Annotated in this window: 19 protein-coding genes, 1 rRNA gene and 1 riboswitch; of the genes, 9 read left to right on the top strand and 11 right to left on the bottom strand. The window is 56.9% G+C overall.

The window, feature by feature from the left end; translation table 11 throughout:
* Window positions 1–170: 170 nt before the first annotated feature.
* The 5 genes from rrf to aceK all read left to right on the top strand — a co-directional run bounded on the left by rrf (window position 171) and on the right by aceK (window position 6,387).
* Window positions 171–286: ribosomal RNA gene (gene rrf, locus HA41_RS19490) — 5S ribosomal RNA — on the top strand.
* A gap of 179 nt (window positions 287–465) precedes the next feature.
* Window positions 466–1,395, top strand: coding sequence for a homoserine O-acetyltransferase MetA (gene metA, locus HA41_RS19495; protein WP_094122115.1), 930 nt, complete (start codon window positions 466–468; stop codon window positions 1,393–1,395).
* Window positions 1,396–1,657: 262 nt separating this feature from the next.
* The gene (aceB, locus tag HA41_RS19500; RefSeq protein ID WP_094122116.1) at window positions 1,658–3,256 is read left to right on the top strand and encodes a malate synthase A; all 1,599 of its coding nucleotides are present in this window, start codon (window positions 1,658–1,660) and stop codon (window positions 3,254–3,256) included.
* 17 nt (window positions 3,257–3,273) lie between these two features.
* Complete coding sequence (gene aceA, locus HA41_RS19505) at window positions 3,274–4,575, top strand: isocitrate lyase (protein ID WP_094122117.1); 1,302 nt, start codon at window positions 3,274–3,276, stop codon at window positions 4,573–4,575.
* Window positions 4,576–4,638: 63 nt separating this feature from the next.
* Window positions 4,639–6,387 carry a bifunctional isocitrate dehydrogenase kinase/phosphatase gene (gene aceK, locus HA41_RS19510; protein ID WP_094122118.1) on the top strand — a complete coding sequence of 583 codons (1,749 nt, stop codon included), beginning with the start codon at window positions 4,639–4,641 and terminating at the stop codon, window positions 6,385–6,387.
* On the opposite strand, the gene iclR is transcribed toward aceK, so the two are convergent.
* Window positions 6,362–7,192, bottom strand: a complete 831-nt coding sequence (iclR, locus tag HA41_RS19515; protein WP_094122119.1) for a glyoxylate bypass operon transcriptional repressor IclR — start codon at window positions 7,190–7,192, stop codon at window positions 6,362–6,364. The genes aceK and iclR overlap by 26 nt on opposite strands.
* 193 nt (window positions 7,193–7,385) lie before the next feature.
* Between iclR and metH the strand changes: the two genes are divergently transcribed.
* Window positions 7,386–11,069: a methionine synthase gene (gene metH / locus HA41_RS19520; RefSeq protein WP_143807391.1), complete on the top strand. Its 3,684-nt coding sequence runs from the start codon at window positions 7,386–7,388 to the stop codon at window positions 11,067–11,069.
* Between the two features lie 175 nt (window positions 11,070–11,244).
* Here the strand turns inward: metH and HA41_RS19525 are convergent, their stop codons facing one another.
* The 5 genes from HA41_RS19525 to pgi all read right to left on the bottom strand — a co-directional run bounded on the left by HA41_RS19525 (window position 11,245) and on the right by pgi (window position 17,366).
* Entirely contained in the window at window positions 11,245–13,335 is a 2,091-nt protein-coding gene (locus HA41_RS19525; RefSeq protein WP_094122121.1) for a YjbH domain-containing protein, read from the bottom strand.
* Complete coding sequence (locus HA41_RS19530; RefSeq protein WP_094122122.1) at window positions 13,335–14,078, bottom strand: capsule biosynthesis GfcC family protein; 744 nt, start codon at window positions 14,076–14,078, stop codon at window positions 13,335–13,337. The genes HA41_RS19525 and HA41_RS19530 overlap by 1 nt, the downstream gene beginning before the upstream one ends.
* Complete coding sequence (locus tag HA41_RS19535; protein ID WP_094122123.1) at window positions 14,075–14,722, bottom strand: YjbF family lipoprotein; 648 nt, start codon at window positions 14,720–14,722, stop codon at window positions 14,075–14,077. Before HA41_RS19535 ends, HA41_RS19530 begins: the two co-directional genes overlap by 4 nt.
* Window positions 14,723–14,915: 193 nt before the next feature.
* Complete coding sequence (yjbE, locus tag HA41_RS19540) at window positions 14,916–15,164, bottom strand: exopolysaccharide production protein YjbE (protein ID WP_094122124.1); 249 nt, start codon at window positions 15,162–15,164, stop codon at window positions 14,916–14,918.
* A gap of 555 nt (window positions 15,165–15,719) precedes the next feature.
* Complete coding sequence (pgi, locus tag HA41_RS19545) at window positions 15,720–17,366, bottom strand: glucose-6-phosphate isomerase (protein WP_094122125.1); 1,647 nt, start codon at window positions 17,364–17,366, stop codon at window positions 15,720–15,722.
* Window positions 17,367–17,768: 402 nt separating this feature from the next.
* A riboswitch (Lysine riboswitch) is annotated at window positions 17,769–17,962 on the top strand.
* A 116-nt stretch (window positions 17,963–18,078) separates the two neighbouring features.
* Here pgi and lysC point away from each other — a divergent pair.
* The 3 genes from lysC (at window position 18,079) to panS (ending at window position 21,443) form a co-directional block, all read left to right on the top strand.
* The gene (gene lysC / locus HA41_RS19550; protein ID WP_094122126.1) at window positions 18,079–19,431 is read left to right on the top strand and encodes a lysine-sensitive aspartokinase 3; all 1,353 of its coding nucleotides are present in this window, start codon (window positions 18,079–18,081) and stop codon (window positions 19,429–19,431) included.
* A gap of 220 nt (window positions 19,432–19,651) precedes the next feature.
* Window positions 19,652–20,344, top strand: coding sequence for an aquaporin Z (gene aqpZ, locus HA41_RS19555; protein ID WP_094122127.1), 693 nt, complete (start codon window positions 19,652–19,654; stop codon window positions 20,342–20,344).
* Window positions 20,345–20,525: 181 nt separating this feature from the next.
* Entirely contained in the window at window positions 20,526–21,443 is a 918-nt protein-coding gene (panS, locus tag HA41_RS19560) for a ketopantoate/pantoate/pantothenate transporter PanS (RefSeq protein ID WP_094122128.1), read from the top strand.
* A gap of 75 nt (window positions 21,444–21,518) precedes the next feature.
* On the opposite strand, the gene HA41_RS19565 is transcribed toward panS, so the two are convergent.
* The 5 genes from HA41_RS19565 to HA41_RS19585 form a co-directional block, all read right to left on the bottom strand.
* The gene (locus HA41_RS19565) at window positions 21,519–23,144 is read right to left on the bottom strand and encodes a Na/Pi cotransporter family protein (RefSeq protein ID WP_094122296.1); all 1,626 of its coding nucleotides are present in this window, start codon (window positions 23,142–23,144) and stop codon (window positions 21,519–21,521) included.
* A 110-nt stretch (window positions 23,145–23,254) separates the two neighbouring features.
* Window positions 23,255–24,247 carry an ABC transporter ATP-binding protein gene (locus tag HA41_RS19570; protein ID WP_094122129.1) on the bottom strand — a complete coding sequence of 331 codons (993 nt, stop codon included), beginning with the start codon at window positions 24,245–24,247 and terminating at the stop codon, window positions 23,255–23,257.
* Between the two features lie 2 nt (window positions 24,248–24,249).
* Entirely contained in the window at window positions 24,250–25,035 is a 786-nt protein-coding gene (locus HA41_RS19575; RefSeq protein ID WP_094122130.1) for an ABC transporter permease, read from the bottom strand.
* Between the two features lie 11 nt (window positions 25,036–25,046).
* Entirely contained in the window at window positions 25,047–25,892 is an 846-nt protein-coding gene (locus tag HA41_RS19580) for an ABC transporter permease (RefSeq protein ID WP_094122131.1), read from the bottom strand.
* Window positions 25,889–26,701, bottom strand: coding sequence for an alkaline phosphatase family protein (locus HA41_RS19585; RefSeq protein ID WP_094122132.1), 813 nt, complete (start codon window positions 26,699–26,701; stop codon window positions 25,889–25,891). The genes HA41_RS19580 and HA41_RS19585 overlap by 4 nt, the downstream gene beginning before the upstream one ends.
* Between the last annotated feature and the right edge of the window lie 12 nt (window positions 26,702–26,713).

Genomic DNA, 26,713 nt, shown 5'->3' on the forward strand with positions numbered 1-26,713 from the left:
CATAACGGATAAAGTTGTGTCCTGCGGACTGAAGTCCGAAGGATTCTGCGCTGAGGCAGGGCGGCAACCGACCGGTACGAAGGAGCATACTGAAGTATGTGACGGCGTAGCGCGAGGGCGGCCAGCGCAGCATCAGCACAAAAGACACAGGACAGAGCACAAAGAATTTGCCTGGCGGCTTTAGCGCGGTGGTCCCACCTGACCCCATGCCGAACTCAGAAGTGAAACGCCGTAGCGCCGATGGTAGTGTGGGGTCTCCCCATGCGAGAGTAGGGAACTGCCAGGCATTATATAAGTGAAGAAGCCCCGCACGGAAGTGCGGGGCTTTTTTACGTCTGCGATTTGCCACTCTAAGCTGAAACATTTTCATTTTCCGCATGAAACCTCGACATTACACAGCCACCAGGCTAATGTTGGGCATCTGGATGTCTAAACGTTTATATGGTTGTAAGAGGTGAGCAGGTTATGCCAATCAGGGTTCCCGACGAATTACCGGCAGTAAATTTTTTGCGTGACGAAAATGTCTTTGTGATGACCTCGTCGCGCGCCAGTGTTCAGGAGATCCGCCCGCTTAAAGTGCTCATACTGAATCTGATGCCGAAAAAGATCGAAACAGAGAATCAGTTTCTGCGTCTGCTTTCCAACTCGCCTCTACAGATCGATATTCAGCTGCTGCGTATCGACAGCCGGGAGTCACGTAACACGCCGACTGAGCACCTCAATAACTTCTACTGCAATTTTGAAGATATCCAGCATGACAACTACGATGGCTTAATCGTGACAGGTGCGCCGCTCGGGCTGGTTGATTTTAATGATGTCGCCTACTGGCCGCAGATTCAGCGCGTACTGCACTGGGCAAATGAGCACGTCACCTCAACCCTGTTTGTCTGTTGGGCAGTGCAGGCTGCGCTTAATATTCTGTATGGCATTCCCAAGCAAACCCGGCATAACAAACTATCTGGTGTCTATGAGCATCAGATCCTTCATCCTCATGCCTTACTGACACGGGGTTTTGATGATAATTTCCTCGCGCCGCACTCACGCTATGCTGATTTTCCTACTCAGCTAATCACGGATTACACCGATCTCGAGCTGTTTGCTGAATCGGAACAAACCGGTGCTTATCTGATGGCGAGTAAAGACAAACGACTGGTGTTTGTTACCGGTCATCCGGAATATGACGCGCTGACCTTATCGGGTGAATATCACCGTGACTATGAAGCTGGCCTGAATCCAGAGGTGCCTTATAACTACTTCCCTCAGGATAATCCGGCATTGCCACCGCGTGCCGCCTGGCGTAGTCATGGCAATCTGCTGTTCTCCAACTGGCTCAACTATTACGTCTATCAGATCACACCGTTTGATTTACGCCGCATGAATCCTACCCTCGAATAGGGCCGGGATCATCCTCAACTGAACCGTGTTAGCCGCTGGCGACACGGTTTTTTTACGCCTGAAATAGTGGGTGAAAATAGATCCCTTAAAAGTTTTAACTTTAATTACATTGAAAACAAGGGGGTAGATGTATTTAACCAATAAAATGGAAATAGTTTTTGATTTAGAAAATTAAATGCATATGCTCTGATCCTGTAGTGCACAAAACAGTCGATCCGGGGATCCACGTTATTCGATCCTCTGAATACAGGAGAGCGCCAGCATGACAGATTCTGTGATCAGCCATACCCTGACTTTCAGCCAGCCCTTTAGCCACGCCGAACAGCAGCTCCTCACCGCCGAGGCGATTCTCTTTTTAGATGCGCTGGTGACGCGCTTTGCCACACAGCGCGACGCATTACTGATGGCCCGCCAGCAGCGACAGCAACAGTATGATCGGGGTTATCTGCCAGACTTCGATATGGAAACGGCTTCCATTCGTGCTAGTGCGTGGGAGATCCGTTCGATTCCTCAAGATTTAAAGGATCGTCGGGTCGAAATTACCGGTCCGCCGGATCGCAAAATGGTTATTAACGCCCTGAATGCGAACGTAAAAGTCTTTATGGCAGATTTCGAAGACTCACTGTCACCCGAGTGGAATAAGCTGATTGAGGGACAGCTGAACTTGCGTGAAGCGGTACAGGGCAGCCTCAGCTATACCAGCGATACCGGCAAAATTTACCAGCTACGCGCCGATCCGGCCGTGCTGATGTGCCGGGTGCGCGGACTGCATCTTTCAGAAAAGCATGTCAGCTGGCAGGGCAATCCGATTCCCGCCGGCTTGTTTGATTTCGCGCTCTACTTTTTTCACAACGTTCGTCCATTGCTGGCAAAAGGCAGCGGCCCCTATTTTTATCTGCCCAAAACCGAAAGCTGGCAGGAGGTCGCCTGGTGGCGTGAGATCTTCAGTTTCAGTGAAGATCGATTCGATCTGCCGCGCGGCACCATCAAAGCCACGGTACTGATTGAAACCCTGCCGGCAGTTTTCCAGATGGATGAGATCCTGTGGAATCTGCGTGATCATATCGTCGGCCTTAACTGTGGCCGCTGGGATTACATCTTTAGCTATATCAAAACGCTGAAACAGCATGCGGATCGGGTACTGCCGGATCGCCAGTCCGTCACTATGTCTCAGCCTTTCCTGGATGCCTACTCACGCCTGCTGATTAAAACCTGTCATCGGCGAGGTGCGTTTGCGATGGGCGGCATGTCAGCGCTGATCCCGAGTAAAGATCCGGCGCGTAATGCCTGGGTGCTACAACGTGTTACGGAGGATAAGCAGCGGGAAGCGGATAACGGCCATGATGGCACCTGGATTGCGCATCCCGGGCTGGCGGATACCGCAATGGCGGTATTTGATGCGGTGCTGGGCAATCAGTCTAATCAGTTATCCGTCACTCGGGAAGAGGATGCGCCGATCGAGGCGACACTGCTGCTGGCACCCTGTACCGGTGAACGCACTGAGGCGGGCATGCGCGCCAATATCCGCGTGGCATTGCAATACCTTGAAGCCTGGATCAGCGGCAACGGCTGCGTGCCGATTGATGGCCTGATGGAGGATGCCGCCACGGCAGAGATAGCCCGTACCTCAATCTGGCAGTGGATACGTCATCAGCAAACCCTGAGCAGTGGTCAGCAGGTTACCGCTGAACTGTTCCTGCGCTGGCTGAACGAAGAGCTCCACCTGTTGCAGCAGAGCCTGGGCGAAACCCGGTTCAGTGCCGGTCGCTATGGCGAAGCGGCACAGCTGATGGCGCAAATCACCATCGAACGCGAGCTGGTCTCATTCCTTACTCTGCCGGGCTATCGCCTGATCCCCTGACTCACGGAGACATTGCCATGACACGTACTCAACAAATTCAGCAACTCGAGCAGCACTGGCAGCACCCGCGCTGGGAAGGCATCACCCGTCCTTATAGTGCGGCAGAGGTGGTAAATTTGCGCGGCTCGGTACAGCCCGCCTGCACTCTGGCCCAGCGCGGTGCGGAAAAACTGTGGGCGCTGCTCAACGGAGACGCGAAGAAGGGTTACATCAATAGTCTGGGCGCGTTAAGCGGCGGGCAGGCATTACAGCAGGCAAAGGCCGGTATAGAGGCGATCTATCTCTCTGGCTGGCAGGTGGCTGCCGACGCCAACGTGGCGGGACAGATGTACCCGGATCAGTCGCTCTATCCGGTTAACTCGGTACCTGAAGTGGTGACGCGCATCAATCAGACCTTTCAGCGCGCCGACCAGATTCAGTGGTCCAGCGGGATTGAAGCGGGTGACAGTCGCTATACCGACTTCTTTCTGCCGATCGTTGCCGATGCGGAAGCCGGTTTCGGCGGGGTGCTGAATGCGTTTGAGCTGATGAAGGCGATGATTCAGGCGGGCGCGGCGGCCGTCCACTTTGAAGATCAGCTGGCGGCGGTGAAAAAATGCGGCCATATGGGCGGTAAAGTGCTGGTGCCGACCCAGGAAGCGATACAAAAACTGGTGGCGGCACGGCTGGCGGCCGATGTCATGGGCGTCCCCACGCTGCTGCTGGCGCGCACCGATGCCGATGCGGCCGATCTGATTACCTCAGACTGCGATGAGTACGATCGTCCCTTTATCTGTGGCGACCGTACCGCCGAAGGGTTCTTCCGCACCAATGCCGGAATTGAGCAGGCGATCAGTCGCGGACTGGCCTATGCCCCGTACGCTGACATTCTGTGGTGTGAAACCTCAACCCCCGATCTGGCTATGGCGCAGCGTTTTGCCGATGCCATTCACGCCCGTTATCCCGGTAAGCTGTTGGCCTACAACTGTTCACCGTCATTCAACTGGAAAAAGAATCTCGACGATCGCACCATCGCCCGGTTTCAGCAGGCGCTCAGCGAGATGGGCTATCGCTTCCAGTTCATCACGCTGGCCGGTATTCACAGCATGTGGTTCAACATGTTTGACCTGGCCCATGCCTATGCGCAGGGCGAAGGTATGCGCCACTACGTTGAGAAAGTGCAGCAGCCTGAATTTGCCGCCCGCGATCGCGGTTACAGCTTCTCATCGCATCAGCAGGAAGTGGGCACCGGCTATTTTGACCGGGTCACCACCACCATTCAGGGCGGTAAATCGTCGGTAACGGCGCTAACCGGTTCGACCGAAGAGCACCAGTTCTGAGTGAATCCCTGACAGACTGACTCCCGCCCGGCATGCCGCGGGCGGGCTTTACCGGAGCTGATTATGCCGCCACGCGAATCGCTGATTGCCCACACCATCCTGCAGGGCTTCGATGCACAATATGGCCGCTTTCTCGACATCACGGCCGGGGCTCAGCAGCGCTTTGAGCAGGCTGAATGGCAGGCGGTGCAGCAGGCCATGAAAGCGAGAATTCATCTCTACGATCACCATGTCGGGCTGGTTGCCGATCAGCTGCGGGTGCTGAACGGTGCAGCCTGCTGGGATGAAGCGTTCTGGCTGCGAGTGAAAAGCCGCTATGAAAGTCTATTGCCGGGTTACCCACGTTATGAAATTGCCGAGAGCTTCTTTAATTCGGTCTATTGCCGGCTGCACGGCCATAACGATCTGCAGCCGGAACGGCTGTTTATTTTCAGCTCTCAATCGCCTTCGGCACAGATAAGCCCGTCGCGTCCGCTGGCGCGCGGCTATCAGCCGCAGCAGGGCTGGCAGATGTTGATCGATCAGGTGCTGCGCGATTTGCCGTTAACGCTGCCGTGGCAGCATCGCCAACGGGATGCCGGATGGATTGTGCGGCATCTGCAGGCGCACTTTTCTCATCTCGATCGGGGCTGGCTTGAGGTCTGTTGTGAACTGTTTTATCGCAATAAAACCGCCTGGCTGGTGGCACGTCTGCATCTGCCGGACGCCATCTATCCTTTCCTGTTGCCGATTCAGCGCAGTGACGCGGGCGAGCTATGGATCGATACCTGTCTGACCGGGATGGATGACGCCAGCATTGTGTTTGGTTTCGCCCGCGCCTATTTCATGGTCTATGCGCCGATGCCGGCAGCGCTGGTGGCGTGGCTGCAACCGATTCTGCCCGCCAAAACCCTGGCCGAACGTTATATGGCGATTGGCTGCCAGAAGCATGGCAAGACCGAAAGTTACCGCGAATACCTGCAGGCGCTGGAACAGAGTGAAGCTGAATTTGAGATCGCACCTGGCATTCGCGGCATGGTGATGCTGGTCTTCACGCTGCCTGGCTTTGATCGGGTGTTTAAAGTGATTAAAGATCGCTTCGCGCCGCAAAAAGAGGTAACGGAAGCGCAGGTGCGCGCCTGCTATCAGCAGGTTAAAGAGCACGACCGCGTCGGACGAATGGCGGATACTCAGGAGTTTGAGCAGTTCGCGCTGCCGCTGGCGCGTATCTCGCCTGAACTGCTGGCCGAGCTTAACGCCTGCGCGGCGGAGAAGCTGAAGATTGAAGGCGACCGGCTGATCATTCGCCATCTGTGGCTCGAGCGTCGCATGCAGCCGCTTAACCTCTATCTGGCGCAGGCCAGTGCCGCACAACGGCGTCAGGCGATTGAGGAGTATGGCAATGCCATCCGGCAGCTGGCGGCAGCCAATATCTTCCCGGGCGACATGCTATTTAAAAACTTCGGCATAACCCGCCATGGCCGGGTGGTGTTTTACGACTACGATGAGATCCGACCGATGCATGAACTGCACTTCCGTGAGGTACCGGCCGCACGCTACGAAGAAGATGAGCTCAGCGCTGAGCCCTGGTACAGCGTCGGGCCGGACGATGTATTTCCGGAGACCTTCCGCTATGCCCTATGCAGCGATGCCGCTATCGGGGCCTTGCTGCTGGAGCTGCATCCGGAGATCTTTGACGCCCGCTGGTGGCGAGCCCAGCAACAGCGCATTGCCGGGGGCCACGTGGAAGAGGTGATTGCCTGGCGGCAGGCGCAGCGCTTCTGCGTTCGCTATGCGACGGAGGCGGTCAGCGACCACTGTACGCCAGCGTGACCTGGCGCGCTTCACGGATCACCAGCGCACCCAGTTCGGTAATGCGATCGTCGGTCATCCGGGCGATTGGACCGGAGATAGAGAGGGCGGCAAACGCCTCGCCGTGCTCGTCATAGATCGGTGCCGCAACACAGCGCAGTCCAAGTGCATGCTCTTCATCATCAAACGAGAAGCCCGCTTTACGCACCTGTGCCAGATTCTCTTTCAGGCTCTGCGGCGACATCAGGGTCTTCGGCGTGTAGTAATGCAATCCTTTCTGATGCAGCAGCGCCGTGACCTGCTCATCGCTGAGATGGGCCAGAAACGCTTTACCGGCGCCCGACGCGTGCATCGGCAGCTTGCCGCCAATCGGCGCGGACATGCGCATCAGCTGGGAACATTGCACCTGATCGATGATTACCGCCTGATGATCGCTGAGATCCAGCACCGCCAGATTAACCGTTTCGCCTGAGGCCTCCATCAGGCTGCGCAGCACTGGATGCACCAGCGCCAGCAGGTTGCGACTTTGCAGGAAACTGCTGCCCACCACAAAAGCGTGTGCGCCGATGGTCCATAATCCCAGATCTCCCACCTGACGGACAAAGCCCTGCTGCTGCATGGTGCTCAGCAGACGATGGGTGGTGGAGTTGGGTAACCCGGCCTGCTGCGCCAGTTCAGTCAGCGCCACGCTGCCGTGCGAGTCGGCAATCAGCTCCAGCAGCGTCAGGCCGCGGGTCAGGGATTGCACCTGGCCGCCCACGGGTGCGGTATTGGCGGCAGTGCCACGAGGTTTTTTACCGCGCTTAACGGGAACAGGCGTCACCATGATCAAATCTCCTTAGGAATGTGGAAATCATTTTCGTTTTAATCACGCGCTTTGCAAACGCTGGTTTTCTGGTCAGACCTGTCTACGGCCGACCTGAAAATGTCTCAGCTAAGGTTGCTTTGTCGGTTAACCCGCTTATGACAGAATGACTAACAGCTATTTCAGCCAGCAGATTGACGTGGGTGGGCCATCAGTGAGCAATAAAATCGAAGCGCTACATCAGCAGCTCGCACAACGCATTATGGTGTTGGACGGCGGTATGGGGACCATGATCCAGAGCTATAAGCTGGATGAGCAGGATTTTCGCGGCAGCCGTTTTGCCGACTGGCCCTGCGATCTTCAGGGCAACAATGATCTGCTGGTATTGACTAAACCAGCGGTGATCCGCGAGATCCACGACGCCTATCTGGCTGCCGGTGCCGATATTTTCGAAACCAATACCTTTAACGCCACCACCATTGCGATGGCGGATTACCAGATGGAAGCGTTATCGGCGGAGATCAACTACGAGGCTGCCCGTCTGGCGCGCGCCTGCGCCGATGAATGGACGGCAAAAACGCCGGATCGCCCGCGCTACGTCGCCGGCGTGCTGGGGCCAACAAACCGTACCTGCTCGATCTCACCCGATGTTAACGATCCTGCCTACCGTAACGTCACCTTTAATCAGCTGGTGGAGGCCTACCGCGAATCGACCCGCGCGCTGGTGGAAGGTGGTTGCGACCTCATCATGATTGAAACGGTGTTTGATACCCTGAACGCCAAAGCAGCGATCTATGCGGTTCAGACCGAGATGGAAGCGCTCGGCGTAGCGCTACCGCTGATGATCTCCGGCACCATCACCGATGCCTCCGGCCGGACGCTCTCCGGCCAGACCACCGAGGCCTTTTACAACTCGCTGCGGCACGCTGAGCCGCTCTCCTTTGGCCTGAACTGTGCCCTCGGGCCGGACGAGCTGCGTCAATATGTGGCGGAGCTGTCACGCATTGCTGAAGGCTATGTCACGGCGCACCCCAACGCTGGTTTACCCAATGCTTTTGGCGAATACGATCTGGATGCGGAGCTGATGGCGCAGCAGATAGGTGAATGGGCGACCTCGGGTTTTCTGAATATTATCGGTGGCTGTTGCGGCACTACTCCGCAGCACATCGCCGCCATGGTGGCGGCCGTTGAGGGCGTTGCTCCGCGTAAACTGCCGACGATCCCGGTTGCCTGTCGTCTGGCGGGCCTTGAGCCGCTCAACATTACCGCAGAATCGCTGTTTGTTAACGTCGGCGAACGGACCAACGTCACCGGTTCGGCAAAATTCAAGCGGCTGATTAAAGAAGAGAAATATAACGAAGCGCTGGAAGTGGCGCTGCAGCAGGTTGAAAGCGGTGCGCAGATCATCGACATCAATATGGATGAGGGGATGCTCGACGCCGAAGCGGCGATGGTACGCTTCCTCAATCTGATTGCCGGTGAGCCAGATATTGCCCGCGTCCCGATCATGATCGACTCCTCAAAGTGGGAGGTGATCGAAAAAGGGCTGCAGTGCATTCAGGGTAAAGGCATCGTTAACTCCATCTCGATGAAAGAGGGTGAAGCGGCCTTTATTCATCATGCGCGGCAGGTTCGCCGCTACGGCGCGGCGATGGTGGTGATGGCATTTGATGAGGTGGGCCAGGCGGATACCCGCGCCCGCAAGATTGAGATTTGTCGCCGCGCCTACCGCATCCTGACCGAGCAGGTCGGTTTCCGGCCGGAAGATATCATCTTCGATCCCAACATTTTTGCGGTGGCGACCGGCATTGATGAACACAACAACTACGCGATGGATTTCATCGGTGCCTGTGAGGATATCAAGCGCGAACTGCCCCATGCGATGATCTCCGGCGGCGTCTCCAACGTGTCATTTTCGTTCCGCGGCAACGATCCGGTGCGCGAAGCGATACACGCGGTATTCCTCTACTACGCCATCCGTAAAGGCATGGATATGGGTATCGTCAACGCCGGTCAGCTGGCGATTTATGACGATCTGCCGGCGGAACTGCGCGACGCGGTAGAGGATGTGATTCTTAACCGGCGTGATGACGGCACCGAGCGGTTACTGGATCTGGCGGAAAAATACCGCGGCGGCAAAAGTGACGGCTCCCAGGAGAAACAGCTGGCGGAGTGGCGCAGCTGGGACGTGGTGAAGCGGCTGGAATATTCGCTGGTTAAAGGCATTACCGAATTTATTGAGCAGGATACCGAAGAGGCGCGTCAGCAGGTGCCACGTCCGATAGAAGTAATTGAAGGCCCGCTGATGTCCGGCATGAACGTGGTCGGCGATCTGTTTGGCGAAGGCAAGATGTTCCTGCCGCAGGTGGTGAAATCGGCGCGCGTCATGAAGCAGGCAGTGGCCTATCTGGAGCCGTTTATCGAAGCCAGTAAAGAGGCGGGGCGCAGCAACGGCAAAATCGTGCTGGCCACGGTGAAAGGTGATGTCCACGACATCGGAAAGAATATCGTTGGCGTGGTGCTGCAATGCAACAACTATGAAATTATTGACCTCGGCGTGATGGTGCCGGGCGAGAAGATCCTGAAAACGGCGCGTGAAGTGAATGCCGACATCATTGGTCTGTCTGGCCTGATTACCCCATCGCTGGATGAAATGGTCAATATGGCGAAAGAGATGGAGCGTCAGGGCTTCACTTTACCGCTGCTGATCGGCGGCGCAACCACCTCTAAAGCGCATACGGCGGTGAAGATTGAGCAGAACTACAGCGGGCCGACGGTCTACGTGCAGAACGCCTCACGCACCGTTGGCGTGGTCTCTTCACTGCTTTCCGCCACGCTGAAAGAGGATTTTGTGGCGCGGACCCGCAAAGAGTACGAAACCGTGCGTATCCAGCACGCGCGTAAAAAACCGCGGACCCCGCCGGTGTCATTGCAGGCAGCCCGCGACAACGCCACCTCGATTGACTGGCAGAGCTATACGCCGCCGGTGCCGCATCGTCTCGGGGTGAGTCAGGTCGAGGCCAGTATTGAAACGCTGCGTAACTACATTGACTGGACGCCATTCTTTATGACCTGGTCGCTGGCCGGTAAATACCCGCGCATCCTTGAGGATGAAGTGGTAGGAGAAGAGGCGCAGCGTCTGTTCGCCGATGCCAATGCAATGCTGGATCAGCTAAGTCAGCAGGCGCTGCTCAAACCGCGCGGTGTAGTCGGTATTTTCCCGGCTAACCGGGTTGGCGATGACATCGAGATCTATCGCGATGAGCGCCGCAGCGAGGTACGGGTCGTGAGTCATCACTTACGTCAGCAGACCGAAAAAAGCGACTTCGCCAACTACTGCCTGGCGGACTTTGTGGCACCTGAATCGAGCGGCAAAGCGGACTATCTCGGTGCCTTCGCGGTGACCGGCGGGCTGGAAGAGGATGCGCTGGCAGAGGCGTACGATCGTCAGCATGACGACTACAACAAGATCATGGTGAAAGCGCTGGCTGACCGGCTGGCCGAAGCCTTTGCGGAATATCTGCATGAGCGGGTGCGTAAAGTCATCTGGGGCTTCGCGCCCAACGAAAACCTCAGTAACGAAGAGCTGATTCGCGAAAATTATCAGGGCATACGTCCGGCACCAGGCTATCCGGCCTGTCCGGAGCACACCGAGAAAGCGGCGATCTGGACCCTGCTGGATGTGGAAACGCAGACCGGTATGCAGCTGACCGAATCCTTTGCCATGTGGCCAGGCGCAGCGGTCTCCGGCTGGTATTTCAGCCATCCTGATAGCCGCTACTTCGCTGTTGCACAGATTCAGCGCGACCAGGTGGAGGATTATGCGGCACGTAAAGGGATGTCAGTGACCGAGGTCGAGCGCTGGCTGGCACCGAATCTCGGCTACGACGCGGACTAAATAAAAAAGCGGCCCGATGGCCGCTTCAGACTGCTGACAAACCCTAATCCGGGTGAATCTGGTCGCAATGAACTAACTCAACCCGCAGGGAACCCGATCTGACCGGGTTCCCTAAGCAGGCTCAGGGCGCATACGTCTGGCCACCGCATGAAACGGCCCTGAGGCCACGTCCTGCTTAGTTGAATCGCGCATCGCGATCGGAGGTCAAATCATACAGCTGGTACTTACGACCCAGCATCTGACCGCCATCACGCGTCAGCGGCACCCAGTTGACCTGCGCACGACCGCGGGTTGGGGTCACGGTGAACAGATCCATCGGGATGGAGATGTAGAACCCTTTGGTAAAGTCACCTTCGCCATACTCTTCAGACGACACGTTAGTTTTGGTGGCATAGACACCGACCATTACACCGCTGTCGAAGCGCTTCGACACATCGACCGTGACGCCTTTATCTTTCGCCAGATACTGACCGACGCTGGTTTTCACCAGCACATCCTGCATGAACCACGGACGCCAGTAAGCGGTCAGGTTGCCGGTTGAGGCTTTGTAACGGGTAAACTCCATCATGTTGTCCCAGTCACGCTGCCGGACATAGTTGGCATCAACGCCCACCGCCCAGTTAGCATCGACCGGACGATAGAGCAGCTCGCCGCCCACGCCGCCATACATCGTCTCAAGATAACCGCCATATAGCTGACCATAGAAGCCATTACCGAGGTGGCCCATATAGTTGGCCTGCAGGTCGTTGACGTAGACGTTGTTCTCAACGTAGTCGCGGATATGGGTGCGTACGCGAGGCAGGCTGGAATCCGCCGGTGCGCCGTTATAGTTGAACTTGTCATAGTTGTTGGCAAGGTTGCCGAACAGGCTACCTCCCACCAGCAGGTGATCGGTCAGCCAGTAATCAGCGTTAGCCATTACGCCAACCTGATACATGTAGAAGCTTTCCGGGCCGCCCACCGACTGATTGAGCACCGGCGACAGACTGTAGTTCAGGCGATCTTTACGAATAAACATCCCCTGTTCGGTCTGACCGGGATCGACCGGATTTTCACGCGTCTGCTGCAGCGGCTTTTCATGGCCCAGCGGATAACCGGCCAGCGTATTATGCAGGCTGGCAACCGGCGTCACGGTGGTGACCTGCGGCATATTGAAGCGGGACTCGGTGACGCTGATGGTATCGATGTCCGCTGGCAGGTGATTCATGACGATGCGGTTAGCGCGATCGACCCCTTCCCGGGTGTCGCGATATTTGGTCTGTTCGCCGGAAACATACAGCGTGTGGCCTTTAGTCTGAATACGTGGGCCGTTGAGTCCCGCATTGTACTTCAGCTCAGTCAGCTGATTACCGACCACGGTCGGCTCCAGCAGCTTCGGCTGAGGCTGCGGGTTATAGGCCGGTTTCTCACTGTCGATGTGCGTTTGGCGCAAGTCGTTAAAGTTGGTACGGATGGTCACACCAAACATAAAGGTGTTGCCGCGCTCGTAGCTGGCATTGATGTCTGCCCAGTCGGTGACGCGATAGATCGCTCCGACGTTGACCTTACTGCTCTGCGTCAGCCGGCCGGCGAAATCATCCTGATAATCGTTGCCTTCGTACTCCATCTTCAGCCGTAGCGGCTGCCACGGCGTCTGATATTCGACGCCGCCAAAGAAGGCTGTCGGGCCATGGAACATCTGCGAGCCATTGATCGAGCCGGCTTCGCCGACCCGCGGACGCTGACAGTAGCTGTCGCTGTAGGAGCAGAACGGGTTCTTAACCGTGCCACTGTTGCCGAGATAACCCCAGCCGAGGCCGAGCGTAAAATCAAACGGACCCCAGGCTTTGCTGGCGACCAGATATTCGCTGTCGAACAGGCCGGTACCGCCAAGATCGCGGGTACCCACTGCCACTTCCGGCAGCCAGAAACCTTCCTGCCACAGACGCAGCTTCAGATCGAAGGCTTTATCTTTGTAGCTCTGGTTGCCACTGAAGTCTGACACGGCGCTGTACTGGCGGGTGCGCACGTCGGTGTAGCGCACGGTGGTTTCCAGCCACGGGAACAATTGCAGCGACGCAGAGTAATAACGGTACTGGTCGTTGTCGCGCGCGTTCAGGCTGAACTCACCCTCTCTGGCCATGCGTGCCGTTGGCACCTGCATCAGGCCGACGCCGCCGAAGTCAGATTGTGAAGGTCCCACCGGCGCGGGCCAGGTTTCCGCCTGCGCCTGACAGGCTGTCGCCACAGAAACAGCCAGCAGGCTGAAGAGATAACGTTTTTTCATCAGTCTGGTATCCGGTGAGTCAGAACGGAAAGGATGCGGTTATTCAGATCGTCATAGGCGCCGGGCAGGCTCCACGATGAGAAGCCAAGCCAGATAATGCTGCCAGGCTCCACTTCGGCGTGACGGTGGTTCCAGTAAGCAACCGGCACCTGCTGCGTCGCACCCGAAGGTGCGATAACCGTGACAAAATTTCGTTCCGCGCCAGACAGGCGTGCGTGATCGGCCAGATAGTCGCGTACCGACCGGCCCGGTTGCCAGCTCACCTTACCCGCGCCGGTGATGACACCCAGCAGTAACACGGAATCCGATCGGGTTTGCAGATAGAGGTCGTAGCTGCCTTCAAGGCGGCGATTGTCGGCCGGATGCAGACGCACCCAGTCGGGATCGAGCGGGGTAAACTGACGGCCGGTGACCTTTATCGTACTGAGCTGGTGGATCACTTCATCAATCGCGGCGGCACGATCGCCACTGCTGTCGGCTCGCCAGGCGCGTAACTGACCCAGCGTCTGCTGATACTGCTGCTGCGCGACGGCGCTGGCGCCGCGTTCCGCAATGACGCTGCTGCGCCAGTCGATCGATTGCTGAAGTGCGGGCTGGCTGACCAGTTGCGCCAGATCGGCGACCTGGCGGAGTTCTGCCTGCGCACCGTTGTGTGGCGCATGAACCGTGACCTGCGCAGCGGCCTGCGCGCCTGGGGTGCTGAACAGACTCAATCCGGCCAGCAGAAAGGTTATTTTTTTCATGATTTCGCCGGCTTCAGAATGGTGGTCTCTACGGGGAAGGCATCAGCCGCCAGCATCTGATGGGCCTGCACCACATCGCCGCTGCTGTTATCGATCCAGAAGGTGTTTTCCCACTCGCGGTTGCTGCTGTCGAGACTCACCTGCTCATGCCAGACGCGACAGGCGATGCGGTTACCCGCCACGGTCAGCACTTCATCGGTGCCGCGCTGGAAGGTGGAGCGAACCGTCCCGCCGCGGACGTTGCCCTGCTCGGTCCACTGCACGATGCGGGTCCAGCTGGCACCGTTGCGGAGGTGCAGGCTGTCCGCCAGCGGATCCTGCTGCAGATTAGTGACGCTTAGCAGGTTGTCAGGGAGCCCCAGAGTTTTAACCAGCCGACCATGCTGTGTCACCAGCATCGCCTGATCCTGCGTCACCCATTTTTGCTGACCTGCCTCGTTGTAGCCAAGCACCACGAAGATTCGCGGGCCGTCATTGAGGCGGGCGTAGAGGCTGGCGTAGGGCAGGGCGTTGACCTGCTGGTCGGTGACGGTAACGTCATCCGGACCGTTAACGGCCAGTATGAGGGTCTGTTCAAGGCCTTTTTGCGTTTGTGTGCAGGCCTGCAGCAACAGGCAAGCGAGCAGCAGAGGAAGTTGGCGCACTGTGTGTCCCTGATAAGTCATGCCAAAGTAAAAATAACCACACAGGCGTGTGGTTATGTTTAAAGGTCCTATACCCACAGAATTCGCGTTCCAGCGCAGCGGGCCGCATGGCTTAGCGGATCACTCACCGTGGTCAGTGGTTCCGCCGCTACCGGTCAGCCTCTGTCTGGTCCCCGAACGCCCTGGATATCCATCAACGAGTGGTACTCGTCGTGGTCGTGGTTGTTGTACCGGTATTTGCGCCGTCACCGCCGCCAGAAGCAGCGATGCCGAGCCCGACTAACGCGCCAAGTGCGCCGATACCGACAGCGGTTGACGTGCCAGCGGAGATAGCTCCCGCCTGCGCGCCAGCTGCGGCACCCGCTTCTTCCGGCGCTGCAAAAGCACTGGAAGAGACAGCAACGAAAATCAAGGCTGCACCGGCAACCAGAGTTTTTTTCATAACAACATTTCCTGCATTGAGTGAATGAAGGATCTCTGACCCGCAACACTCACCGCGCAGAGCAGAACGCGGCAAACGCCACAGGCAGTCCCATTGCGGGCGCGTTCAGTATAGGGCAACAAAATACCAGAGTTCAGCAGCGGAAAAAGCAGGCTAAAGGGCAGGGAAAAATGGCGGGATATTAAGCCAGTTTGGGTTTAATAACTTTTTATATCAGAATATTTCGCCGCAATGCCGGATATTTCACTATTAGCGAAACGGATGCAAAGCGTATTGTTCTTTTTTACTAATGTTTGGTACGGAATAAGAATAATCAGAATTTACTCAGGATTGCTAAATTTTAATACCATTAATAATCAAGCATTAACCCATGGCTGGTGCATGATTCAGGTCCATTTTAAACTGAGTTACTGGCGGATCATCACGATGATGTTCAGAATTATCTTAGGTGCTTTTAAGAATTATCCAACCGGAGCGGGAGTGTCAGCATGAATAAATTGCCTGATCCGGGCTGGAAAGGATAAAAAAAGGCGGCATGACTGCCGCCCGGATATTTTAACGCCAGGATTTATAGCGGTTAATTAAGGCATTGGTGGAACTGTCGTGACTGGTAATTTTCTCGTCATTTTCCAGCTCCGGCAGAATACGGTTTGCCAACTGCTTACCTAATTCCACGCCCCACTGATCGAAGGTGAAGATATTCAGGATTGCCCCCTGGGTGAAGATTTTGTGCTCATACAGCGCAATCAGCGCGCCGAGGCTGTATGGCGTGATTTCACGCAGCAGGATGGAGTTAGTCGGACGGTTACCTTCAAAGACCTTGAACGGGACGATATGCGCCACCGACTCGGCCGATTTACCCGCATCAGTAAACTCTTTCTCTACCACTTCGCGTGACTTGCCAAACGCCAGCGCTTCGGTCTGTGCAAAGAAGTTAGACAACAGTTTTGGATGGTGATCTGCCAGCGCATTATGGGTGATTGCTGGCGCGATAAAGTCACACGGCACCAGCTTGGTCCCCTGATGGATCAGCTGATAAAACGCGTGCTGGCCGTTGGTGCCCGGTTCGCCCCAGATAATCGGGCCGGTCTGGTAATCCACTGGATTGCCGTCGCGATCGACATACTTGCCGTTCGACTCCATATTTCCCTGCTGGAAATAGGCGGCAAAGCGGTGCATGTACTGGTCATACGGCAGAATCGCTTCGGTTTCAGCACCGAAGAAATTGTTGTACCAGATGCCAATCAGCGCCAGCAGCACCGGCAGGTTCTGTTCGGCCGGCGTGTTGGCGAAATGCTGGTCCATCGCATGCGCGCCGCTCAGCAGCTGTTCGAAATTATCGAAACCGATGGAGAGAATGATCGACAGACCAATCGCTGACCACAGTGAGTAACGACCGCCAACCCAGTCCCAGAATTCGAACATGTTGTTGGTGTCGATACCAAATTCGCCGACCGCTTTGGCATTGGTCGAAAGCGCCGCAAAATGCTTCGCCACATGCTGCTGGTCACCGGCCGTTTTCAGGAACCAGTCGCGCGCGCTGTGCGCATTGGTCATGGTTTCCTGAGTGGTGAAGGTTTTTGACGCCACCAGGAACAGCGTCGTTTCCGGGCTGAGATCTTTCAGCGTTTCGGCGATATGGGTGCCGTCAACGTTGGAGACAAAGTGCATGTTCAGGTGGTTTTTGTAAGGACGCAGCGCTTCCGTCACCATGAAAGGACCGAGGTCAGAACCGCCGATACCGATGTTCACCACGTCGGTGATCGCTTTACCGGTATAGCCTTTCCATTCACCGCCGATGATGCGTTCTGAAAAGCCCTTCATCTTGTCCAGCACCGCATTCACGTCGGGCATCACATCTTTGCCATCAACCAGAATCGGCGTGTTGCTGCGGTTGCGCAGTGCAACGTGTAGCACTGCACGCTCTTCGGTGCGGTTAATTTTCTCACCCGAGAACATAGACTTAATCGCGCCGCTTAAATCGGTCTCTTTCGCCAGCGCCTGTAATTTGTCGAGGGTTTCCTGGGTAATGCGGTTTTTGGAGAAATCCACCAGCATCTGATCATCAAAGGTGGCAGAGAATTTGGCAAAACGATCGGCATCCTGGGCAAACAGGTCGGCAATTTCCACCGATTTCATCTGCTCAAAATGCTGTTGCAGCGCTTTCCAGGCTGCGGTTTGTGTCGGATTGATATTTTTCATGGCAACACTCTTGTTGATATTAAGAACCGTCATTCCATCGGGGGCACATCGTACCCGGTTAGCGTTTCAGTATGACCACAGTTGCTACTGAAAGGAAAAATTTTGTCACCCGCCGTCGCGTAAGCCGGACCCGGGCGATGGCGCGTCTGTGCGGCACGCCAGCATTGGCTGGTGCGAATCGCCTGTTGTTTCACCCAGCAAAAGTGTGGCGTGAAGGCGGCAATAAATCCTTGTGCCGTATCAGGGATTGCTGCACTGGCTGAAGCCTTTTAGCATTCTGGTCGCTGTGCGGCGGGTAAATTTGTTTTACGGTGCGCCGTAAAACAAAAATCTGACGGCCGCTGAGATTGACAGCAGGGTCAGAAACCGATAAATGTATGCGGCTACTTGCGCACCCGTGCGCAAGCCAGAAGAGGCGCGTCGCCCAGGCAGTGTGTTGGAGGAACCGTATCCGGTGAAAACACATGATGGGGAGCGACGCCGAGGTGGGTTAACACGCGGTGTGTTGCCTGTCGGCTACAGAGGCTGAATCCTCTGGGTTGTCACCAGAAACGTCCACAGTCGGACGTTTCGCAAGGTGGGGCGCTTCTGGGTGACTCGTCTACCCGATCTGGTCTGCCCGTTTCTGCTCTTTCCTTGTGCCTGGCTGAAAAAATGTTTCCCGACCGCATTATCGCCGGCGAGAACAAGATAACCTGACACGAGGTCATACATGTCTCAAACACTGATTGTGGCAAAATTTGGCGGCACCAGCGTTGCCGATTTTGATGCGATGAACCGCAGCGCCGACGTGGTGCTGAAGGATGCCGGTACCCGTCTGGTGGTGCTCTCCGCTTCGGCCGGCATTACCAATCTGCTGGTGGCGCTGGCGGAAGGTCAGCCGCTGCCAGAGCGTGCCGTCCTGCTGGATGATATCCGCCGTATCCAGTATGCCATTATCGACCGTCTGCAGCGCCCCGACGTGATCCGCGATGAAATCGATCGGATGATCGATAACATCGCCATGCTGTCTGAAGCCGCCTCGCTGGCGACCTCCCATGCGCTGACCGATGAGCTGGTCAGCCATGGCGAGCTGATGTCGTCGCTGCTGTTTGTCGAAATTCTGCGTGAGCGCCAGGTCAATGCCGAGTGGTTCGACGTGCGTAAAGTGCTGCGCACCGATGACCGTTTTGGCCGGGCAGAGCCGGACGTGACGTTGCTGGCGGAGCTGGCGCTTGCTCAGCTGCAGCCGCGCGTAGAACAGGCGCTGGTGATTACTCAGGGCTTTATCGGCAGTGAAAGTAAAGGCCGCACCACCACCTTAGGGCGTGGCGGCAGTGATTACACCGCGGCGCTGCTGGGCGAAGCGTTGAAGGCGGCACGGGTGGATATCTGGACGGACGTGCCAGGCATCTATACCACCGATCCACGCGTGGTACCAACCGCCAAACGTATTGATGAAATTACTTTTGAAGAAGCCGCTGAAATGGCGACATTTGGTGCCAAAGTGCTGCATCCGGCCACGCTGCTGCCGGCGGTGCGCTGTGATATTCCGGTGTTTGTCGGCTCCAGCAAAGATCCGGCAGCAGGCGGGACTCGCGTCTGCAACGAAACCCGCAATCCTCCGCTGTTTCGTGCGCTGGCGTTACGCCGCAAGCAGACGCTGTTAACGCTGCACAGCCTGAATATGCTGCACACCCCAGGCTTTCTCGCCGAACTGTTTAATATTCTGGCGCGCCACAATATATCTGTAGATCTGATTACCACCTCTGAAGTCAGCGTGGCGCTGACGCTCGACACCACCGGTTCCACCTCAACCGGCGATAGCCTGCTGACTCAGGCGCTGCTGACTGAGCTTTCGTCGCTGTGTCGGGTTGAAGTCGAAGAGGATCTGGCACTGGTGGCGATTATCGGCAACCAGTTGTCGAAAGCCTGTGGCGTTGGTAAAGAGGTGTTCGGCGTGCTGGAGCCGTTTAACCTGCGGATGATTTGCTACGGCGCCAGCAGCTACAACCTCTGCTTCCTGGTGCCTGGCACGGACGCGGAAAGCGTGGTCCGTACCCTGCATCACAATCTGTTCGAATAATTGCTGACCGGTTTGCCGGCCGCTTCTGTGCGATCGGCAAACCAGCCCCTCCCCACGATAAGCCCCCCTGATTTTAACTGATAAAATATAAAGAGTTAGCCCGCTTCGTTCTCAAATGAAACTGCCTTTCTCCGCGCATTTTGTGTACTGCCGTTGCGCTGCTATTTCGCAGATCTATAATCCCGCCGCTGAATCAATTCACCCATTTTTAGGAAATAACATGAAAAGGTTAGTGGCAGAGGCGCTGGGCACCTTCGTGCTGGTACTGGGCGGTTGTGGTAGTGCGGTGCTGTCGGCCGCCTTCCCCGGCCTGGGTATCGGTTTTATGGGCGTGGCGCTGGCGTTCGGGCTGAGCGTGCTGGTGATGGCCTGTGCAGTCGGGCATATTTCCGGTGGTCATTTTAATCCGGCGGTGACGCTGGGCCTGCTGGCGGGCGGACGGTTTCCGGCGTCACATGTCATCCCTTACATCATCGCCCAGCTGGTGGGCGGCATTACGGCAGGCGCCGTGCTGTATCTGATCGCCAGCGGCAAAGGCGACTTTAACGCTGCCGCCAGCGGATTTGCGGCGAATGGCTACGGTGAGCACTCCCCTGGCGGCTTTAGCCTGATGGCAGGTATGATCACCGAAGGCATCCTGACGGCGGTTTTCCTGATTGTCATTATGGGGGCGACCAGCCAGCGTGCGCCCAAAGGGTTTGCCCCAATCGCCATCGGTCTGGCGCTGACTCTGATCCATCTGATCAGCATTCCGGTGACCAATACCTCAGTCAACCCGGCGCGCAGTACCGCCGTCGCGCTGTTTCAGGGCGACTGGGCGCTGTCCCAGCTGTGGATGTTCTGGCTGATGCCGGTTATCGGTGCCGTGATGGGTGGTGTGATCTACCGCGTTTTAGACGAAAAAGCAGCGTAATTTCTTTAATTATTGGCGGATCGGCAGCAGTCGATCCGCATTTTCCTCTCTGACCCCATCTGCGCCTTACGCCGTGATAACGAAATGTTATGATCCCGCCTTCGCTTGTGCAGTCGTTCCTGTCTGGCGTAACTCTATGGCAAATCTGCAAAACATAACATTCTTATAAGGAAGTCTGGTCATGCTCGCCACCGTCACCCGCCTGTTCCCGCTGTGGGCCGTGCTGTTATCTGTCGCCGCCTATTTCTCTCCCGCGACATTTCTTGGTATCGGTCCGTGGGTCACTTACCTGCTGATGCTGATCATGTTCGGCATGGGTGTCACGTTAAATATCGACGATTTTAAACGGGTGCTGACCCGACCTGCGCCGGTAATTGCCGGTACTTTTCTGCACTATCTGGTGATGCCTCTGGCCGCATGGGGATTAGCGAAACTGTTTCATATGCCGCCCGATTTAGCCGCTGGCATGATTCTGGTGGGCAGCGTTGCCAGCGGTACTGCCAGTAACGTGATGATCTATCTGGCGAAGGGCGACGTCGCGTTGTCGGTCACCATCTCCTCTGTTTCCGCGCTGGTCGGGGTGTTCGCGACGCCGCTGTTAACCCGTTTCTATGTTGATACCCATATTCAGGTGGATGTGGTGGGGATGCTGCTGAGTATCGTGAAGATCGTGGTGATCCCCATCAGCCTCGGTCTGATCATTCACCACAGCATGAACAGCGTGGTACGCCGGGTCGAACCCTGGCTACCGGCGTTCTCCATGGTCTGCATTCTGTTGATCATCAGCGCGGTAGTGGCGGGCAGTCAGGGCTTTATCGGATCGGTCGGATTAATGGTGATCGCGGCAGTGATCCTGCACAACGCGATTGGCCTGCTCGGCGGCTACTGGGGCGGCAAGCTGTTTGGCTTTGATGAGTCAACCTGTCGCACGCTGGCACTGGAAGTGGGGATGCAAAACTCCGGCCTGGCAGCCACGCTGGGTAAACTCTACTTCTCGCCGCTGGCCGCGCTGCCTGGCGCACTGTTCTCGGTCTGGCACAACCTCTCCGGCTCGTTGCTGGCCGGTTACTGGTCAGGCAAGCCGATTAAGAAGAAATAAGTCAGGCGCCGCAGGTTAGCATCATGCCGCGCCGGGAAGCTCATCTCCCGGCGCAACCCGTCGCCTGAACCTCCATTACTCGTAATCGCGCTCATCGTCCGGCTGCTCCAGCACGGTATAGGCGACGCTGCAAAACAGCGAATTCAGGCGTTTCATATCGCCGAGTAAGCCCAGATGCAAAGAACTGGTCTCAATGCTTTGCACGTTCTGCTGATGCAGACGGTCAACGTGGGCATGCGAATAGCGACGAATCATCAGGCGGAAGCGATGTTTGGCGCGGCGCAGGCGTTTGGCACTGGTGACGTCATGCGAAAGAAACACCGACAGGCTCATTCTCAGGTTAGCGATCAGCAACTCCTGTAACGTCTCCAGCTCTTTTAATCCCTCAGGGGAAAAAGCGCGACCCGCTGCCAGCGATTTGTCGGCCACATCGCCGCTCATCCGCTCAATGATGTCACCCGCCTGCTCCAGGTTGAGTGACATCTCAATGATTTCGCTCCAGCGGCGTGAATCTTCCGCTGGCAGATCCTCTTTCGGCATGCGCGCCAGGTAGAGTTTAATGGCGGTGTAGAGCACATCGACATCATCATCCAGCCGCCGCACCGTGCGCTCTTCGCGCGGCTCACCGTGCACCACTTTATTAAAGGCTTCCAGCATCTGTTCCAGCACATCACCCATGCGCAACGCCTCCCGGGCGGCGTTGACCAGCGCCAGCGCCGGGGTATCGAGTGCGCTGCGGTCGAGATGTTTCGGCTTCAGGTGCAGATCGTTTTCAACGTCGTCAGAAATGAGCCGGCGGCACAGGCGCGCCATCAGGTCGGCAAACGGCACCATCGCCACACAGCGGATCAGGTTGTAAAACACGTGGAAGAAGATCACCAGCTCTTCGTCGTTGACCGGCAGCTTATCCAGCCAGTCCGCCACCAGATTAACGAACGGCAGGATCAGCGCGCAGCCAATCAGCTTAAACAGCAAACTGCCAAGGGCCACACGCTTGCCCGCCGCGTTAGAGCCGCTGGCGTTAATCATCGCCAGTAAGCCACTACCGAGATTGGCCCCTATCACCAGACAGAGCGCCACTTTAAACGAAATCACGCCGGTGGCGGTGAGCGTGGCGGTAATCAGCACGGCCGCCAGGCTGGAGTAGCTGATAATGGCAAAGACTGCGCCGATCAGCGCGTCCAGCATAATATCGCCGGTCAGACTGGAGAACAGCACCTGTACGCCGGAGGCCTGGGTAATCGGCCGGGCGGCTTCGACAATCAGCTGCAGCGCCAGCAGGATCAACCCCAGGCCGATACTGGCCCGGCCAAGCTGACCGGCCCGCGTCTGCTTGCGGCTGAGAAAAAAGACCACGCCAAAGAAGATGAACAGCGGTGATAGCCAGGAGAGATCAAAGGTCAGAATACGCGCCATGATGGCGGTGCCGACATCCGCGCCGAGTATCACCACCAGCGCGGGCGTCAGACTGACGAGATTCTGCGCCACAAAGGAGGTCACCAGCAGCGTGGTGGCATTACTGCTCTGTACCAGCGTGGTGACGCCGATGCCAGCCAGAAACGCCATCGGTTTTTTCTCTACGCTGCGGCTCAGTACCCGACGCAGATCGGCACCGTAGACCCGCATAATGCCGGTACGCACAATATGAGTTCCCCACACCAGCAGGGCTACCGCAGAGAGTAAATTAAGCAGGGTTAACACGTCGCGATGCTCCTCGACCATCAGGCTTTAAGCAGCACAGACTGCCAGCCTGACGGAGAGTGCAATCTGTGAAGGGGATTGCCGGGCTTTGCGTGATTTTTTCCTGTTTTTTAAGCCACCTGGCGCAAAGCCGACATCTCTAACTGTAGACCAATCTGCTGGCCAGCGGGGTGTAAATCGGCGGCAGATCGGTTCAGCACATCAACAGCAAGTTCCACGCCCTGCGCCCGGATACGATAGCGAATCACATTACCGAGCAGGCTGTGGCTGAGGATTTCGGCCGGAATGCCAAGCCCCGGCGCGATGAACTGCATCGACTCAGGACGAATAGCCACCTGGCTGTGGTACGGCTGGCCGGTTAACTGCGTCGCCTGTTCGGCGCTCAGCAGGTTGTAGTTGCCAATAAAACCCGCGGCAAACAGATCGACCGGCTGGGTATAGAGCGCTTCGGCATCGCCATTCTGCACAATTTTGCCGCGGTTCATCAGCACAATGCGGTCCGATAAGGTCAGCGCTTCCTCCTGATCGTGGGTGACGAACAGGGTGGTGAGCTTCAGCTCGCGCTGGATACGCCGGATCTGATCGCGCAGATGACGGCGGATGCGCGCATCCAGCGCTGATAGCGGCTCATCCAGCAGCAGCAGGCGCGGACGGGTCACCAGCGATCGTGCCAGCGCCACACGCTGACACTGTCCCCCCGACAGCTGATGCGGATAGCGGCGCGCATAATCGGTCAGTTCGACCAGTTCCAGTACCTCCTGCACCCGCTGGCGGATTTGCGCTTCCGGTAACTTCTGCATCTTCAGGCCAAATGCGACGTTTTTCTCCACCGTCATATTGGGAAACAGCGCATAGCTTTGAAATACCATGCCGATGGCGCGCTTCTGCGGGGCCAGCGGCACGATATCTTTGCCCGCGATAACAATCTCGCCGCTGTCGACCCCGGTTAAACCGGCCAGACAGCGCAGCAGCGTCGATTTGCCGCAGCCGCTGGGGCCAAGCAGGGTCACAAATTCCCCTTCGTCGGCACTGAAATCGATCTGTTCGAATATCGTCGTCGGTCCATAGCGCTTATTCAGCTGTCTGACCTCAAGGTAGCTCATTCTCAGCCTCGTTCCGGATTCAGGGCATTGGCCAGCCAGGTGACCAGCAGCACCACAAAGAAGTAGGAGATCACCAGCGCGCTGGTGAAGTGACCACTGCCATTACGCATATTAAAAAGGTAAACCTGCAGGGTTTCGTAGCGGTTACCGACCAGCAGATTGGCAAAGACAAATTCACCGATCAGAAAGGAGAAAGAGAGCAGGACCGCAATCAGCATCCCTTTACGCAGATTCGGCAGCACCACCCACAGCGCCGCCTGCCAGGTACTGGCTCCCAGCAACTGGGCGGCATCGATCAGCTCTTTCAGGTTGATCGCCTGCATATTGTTGGCCAGCGCACGGTAAATAAACGGCAGGGCGATAGTGAAATAACAGCCGATCAGGATCCACGGCGTGCCGGTCAGCATCAGCGGAGACGAAGAGTAAAGTTGCAGCAATCCCACCGAGGAGACCACCGGCGGAACAGCGAACGGCATCAGGATCAGGATGTTCATCACTACATCCAGCCGGGGATAGTAGTAAGCGATTACAAACATCGCAGGCAGCACCAGTATCAGCGAGAACAGCAGGGCACCAAAGCAGATCAGCAGGGAATGACCCAGGGCCGTCAGAAACCGGCCATCGCCCCACAGCTGGATAAACCATTTCAGCGTGTAGCCTTGCGGCAGAAGGGTATTACTCCAGTCAGACGACAGCGCATAGAGCAGCGTCGCCAGCAGTGGCAGGGCCAGCACGATAAACAGTAACCAGACCATCACCCGATGATAGAGATGTTCGGCGCGGGACATGACGGCTCCTTTCATGGCTGTTTCGCATTGAGGTAGCTACGGCGCACCAGATACTGCTGTACCAGCGTGATCAGCGCCATAATGGCTACCAGCAACATCGCCAGTGCGCTGCCGGTGTTGGGATCGAGCGAGATATCCCCTGACACCAGCGCAGCGATACGCACCGGCACCACGTTAAAGTTACCGGTGGTGAGAGCATAAATGGTGGCGTAGGCCCCCAGCGCATTCGCCAGCAGAATGACAAAGGTTCCCAGCAGCGCCGGAAACAGAATCGGCAGGCCGATGTGCCACCAGTAGCGCCAGCGGCTGGCGCCCAGCAGGGCGGCGGACTCCTGCCACTCGCGTTTCAGCCCGTCAAACGCCGGATAGAGCAGCAGCACGCCCAGCGGGATCTGGAACCAGGTGTAAACCAGCACCATGCCGTTGCGCGAAAACAGCCTGAACGCGTCAATGACGCCATAGTGGCGCAGCAGCAGGGTCAGAAAACCGTTCAGCCCCAGCAGGATCACAAAGGCGAACGCCAGCGGCACGCCGGCAAAGTTGCTGGTCATGTTGGTGAACGAGATCAGGAAACGCTGCAGGCGACCGCCGCCGAGCTGATGCAGCGAATAGCCGGTCAGCAGCGCAATCAGCAAGCCATAGACGCTTGACCAGAAAGAGATATCCAGCGAAAAGCGAAATGCCTGCAGATAGAAGGGTGAAGTCAGAATATCGTAGTAGTTATCCCAGCCCCAGCGGGTGTTCATTTCGCTCCAGAAGCTGTTGATGGCAATCCACAACAGCGGTGCCAGCTGAAAGGCGACCCAGAACAGGATAAAAGGCAGCAGCAGTAACAGGGCTAGTCCTCTTCCCTTCATAGTCGCCGCTCCGCCAGCAGCCCGCGACAGAGCGGTTTATCGTGCGCGACGCCGAGCAGTTCGCACAGGGTGCCACACAGGTCAGTCTGCTGCGGCAGCAGATCAGGTTGCTGCGAGAACGCCGCACCAAACACAAACAGCGGCACCTGGGTCTCTTCCGGCAGGATACCGCCGTGGGAGCGATCGTCGTTCATGCCATGATCGGCGGTCACAATCACCTGATAGCCTGCAGCCAGCCAGTCTGGCATCCAGAGCGAAAGCAGGCCGTCGGCGATGCGCGCCCGGTTGCGGTATTGCGCGGAGGAGAGGCCGGATTGATGGCCGGCATCATCGATGTTCATCGGATGAATCAGCAGAAAGTCCGGGTCATGGCGCAGCCGCAGGCTTTCGGCATCTTCAAAAAGATGGGAGTCGGGATAGCTGTCGTCAGAGTAGAAATGCCCATACTGAATCGGCAGTTCCGGCGCGTCGGTATGACGATCGCGCGCCGGAACAAAGGGCGTCCGGTTATAGAGTTCACTCACCCAGTGGTAAGCCGCCGCCGCGGTCGTCAGCCCGGCAGCACGCGCATAGTGAAATACGCTGCGCTCGCGGCTTAATCGGTTGACGCCGTTATGAATAATGCCGCTTCTGACCGGCGGAACCCCGGTCAGAATGCACTCATATAGCGGGCGCGACAGCGAAGGAAGTTCACAGGTCAGACGATAATAGTGACCGTTGCCCTGGGCACACTCGGCGTGCAGATAACCCATGGCATATTGCGCCACCTGATTGCTCAACCCGTCCAGCACCACCAGGATAGTCTTCATTGCGTTCTCCTT

Origin of the sequence: Pantoea conspicua (genome assembly GCF_002095315.1) — a bacterium.
GTDB classification, from domain to species: Bacteria; Pseudomonadota; Gammaproteobacteria; order Enterobacterales; family Enterobacteriaceae; genus Pantoea; species Pantoea conspicua.

What these genes read in the sequence shown, in the direction of transcription:
- HA41_RS19580 (WP_094122131.1), bottom strand. Translation starts at nt 25,892, where the DNA reads ATGAAGGGAAGAGGACTAGCCCTGTTACTGCTGCTGCCTTTTATCCTG.
- HA41_RS19575 (WP_094122130.1), bottom strand. Translation starts at nt 25,035, where the DNA reads ATGTCCCGCGCCGAACATCTCTATCATCGGGTGATGGTCTGGTTACTG.
- aceK (WP_094122118.1), top strand. Translation starts at nt 4,639, where the DNA reads ATGCCGCCACGCGAATCGCTGATTGCCCACACCATCCTGCAGGGCTTC.
- panS (WP_094122128.1), top strand. Translation starts at nt 20,526, where the DNA reads ATGCTCGCCACCGTCACCCGCCTGTTCCCGCTGTGGGCCGTGCTGTTA.
- yjbE (WP_094122124.1), bottom strand. Translation starts at nt 15,164, where the DNA reads ATGAAAAAAACTCTGGTTGCCGGTGCAGCCTTGATTTTCGTTGCTGTC.
- aqpZ (WP_094122127.1), top strand. Translation starts at nt 19,652, where the DNA reads ATGAAAAGGTTAGTGGCAGAGGCGCTGGGCACCTTCGTGCTGGTACTG.
- pgi (WP_094122125.1), bottom strand. Translation starts at nt 17,366, where the DNA reads ATGAAAAATATCAATCCGACACAAACCGCAGCCTGGAAAGCGCTGCAA.
- HA41_RS19525 (WP_094122121.1), bottom strand. Translation starts at nt 13,335, where the DNA reads ATGAAAAAACGTTATCTCTTCAGCCTGCTGGCTGTTTCTGTGGCGACA.
- HA41_RS19585 (WP_094122132.1), bottom strand. Translation starts at nt 26,701, where the DNA reads ATGAAGACTATCCTGGTGGTGCTGGACGGGTTGAGCAATCAGGTGGCG.
- metA (WP_094122115.1), top strand. Translation starts at nt 466, where the DNA reads ATGCCAATCAGGGTTCCCGACGAATTACCGGCAGTAAATTTTTTGCGT.
- lysC (WP_094122126.1), top strand. Translation starts at nt 18,079, where the DNA reads ATGTCTCAAACACTGATTGTGGCAAAATTTGGCGGCACCAGCGTTGCC.
- aceB (WP_094122116.1), top strand. Translation starts at nt 1,658, where the DNA reads ATGACAGATTCTGTGATCAGCCATACCCTGACTTTCAGCCAGCCCTTT.
- HA41_RS19530 (WP_094122122.1), bottom strand. Translation starts at nt 14,078, where the DNA reads ATGAAAAAAATAACCTTTCTGCTGGCCGGATTGAGTCTGTTCAGCACC.
- aceA (WP_094122117.1), top strand. Translation starts at nt 3,274, where the DNA reads ATGACACGTACTCAACAAATTCAGCAACTCGAGCAGCACTGGCAGCAC.
- HA41_RS19570 (WP_094122129.1), bottom strand. Translation starts at nt 24,247, where the DNA reads ATGAGCTACCTTGAGGTCAGACAGCTGAATAAGCGCTATGGACCGACG.
- iclR (WP_094122119.1), bottom strand. Translation starts at nt 7,192, where the DNA reads ATGGTGACGCCTGTTCCCGTTAAGCGCGGTAAAAAACCTCGTGGCACT.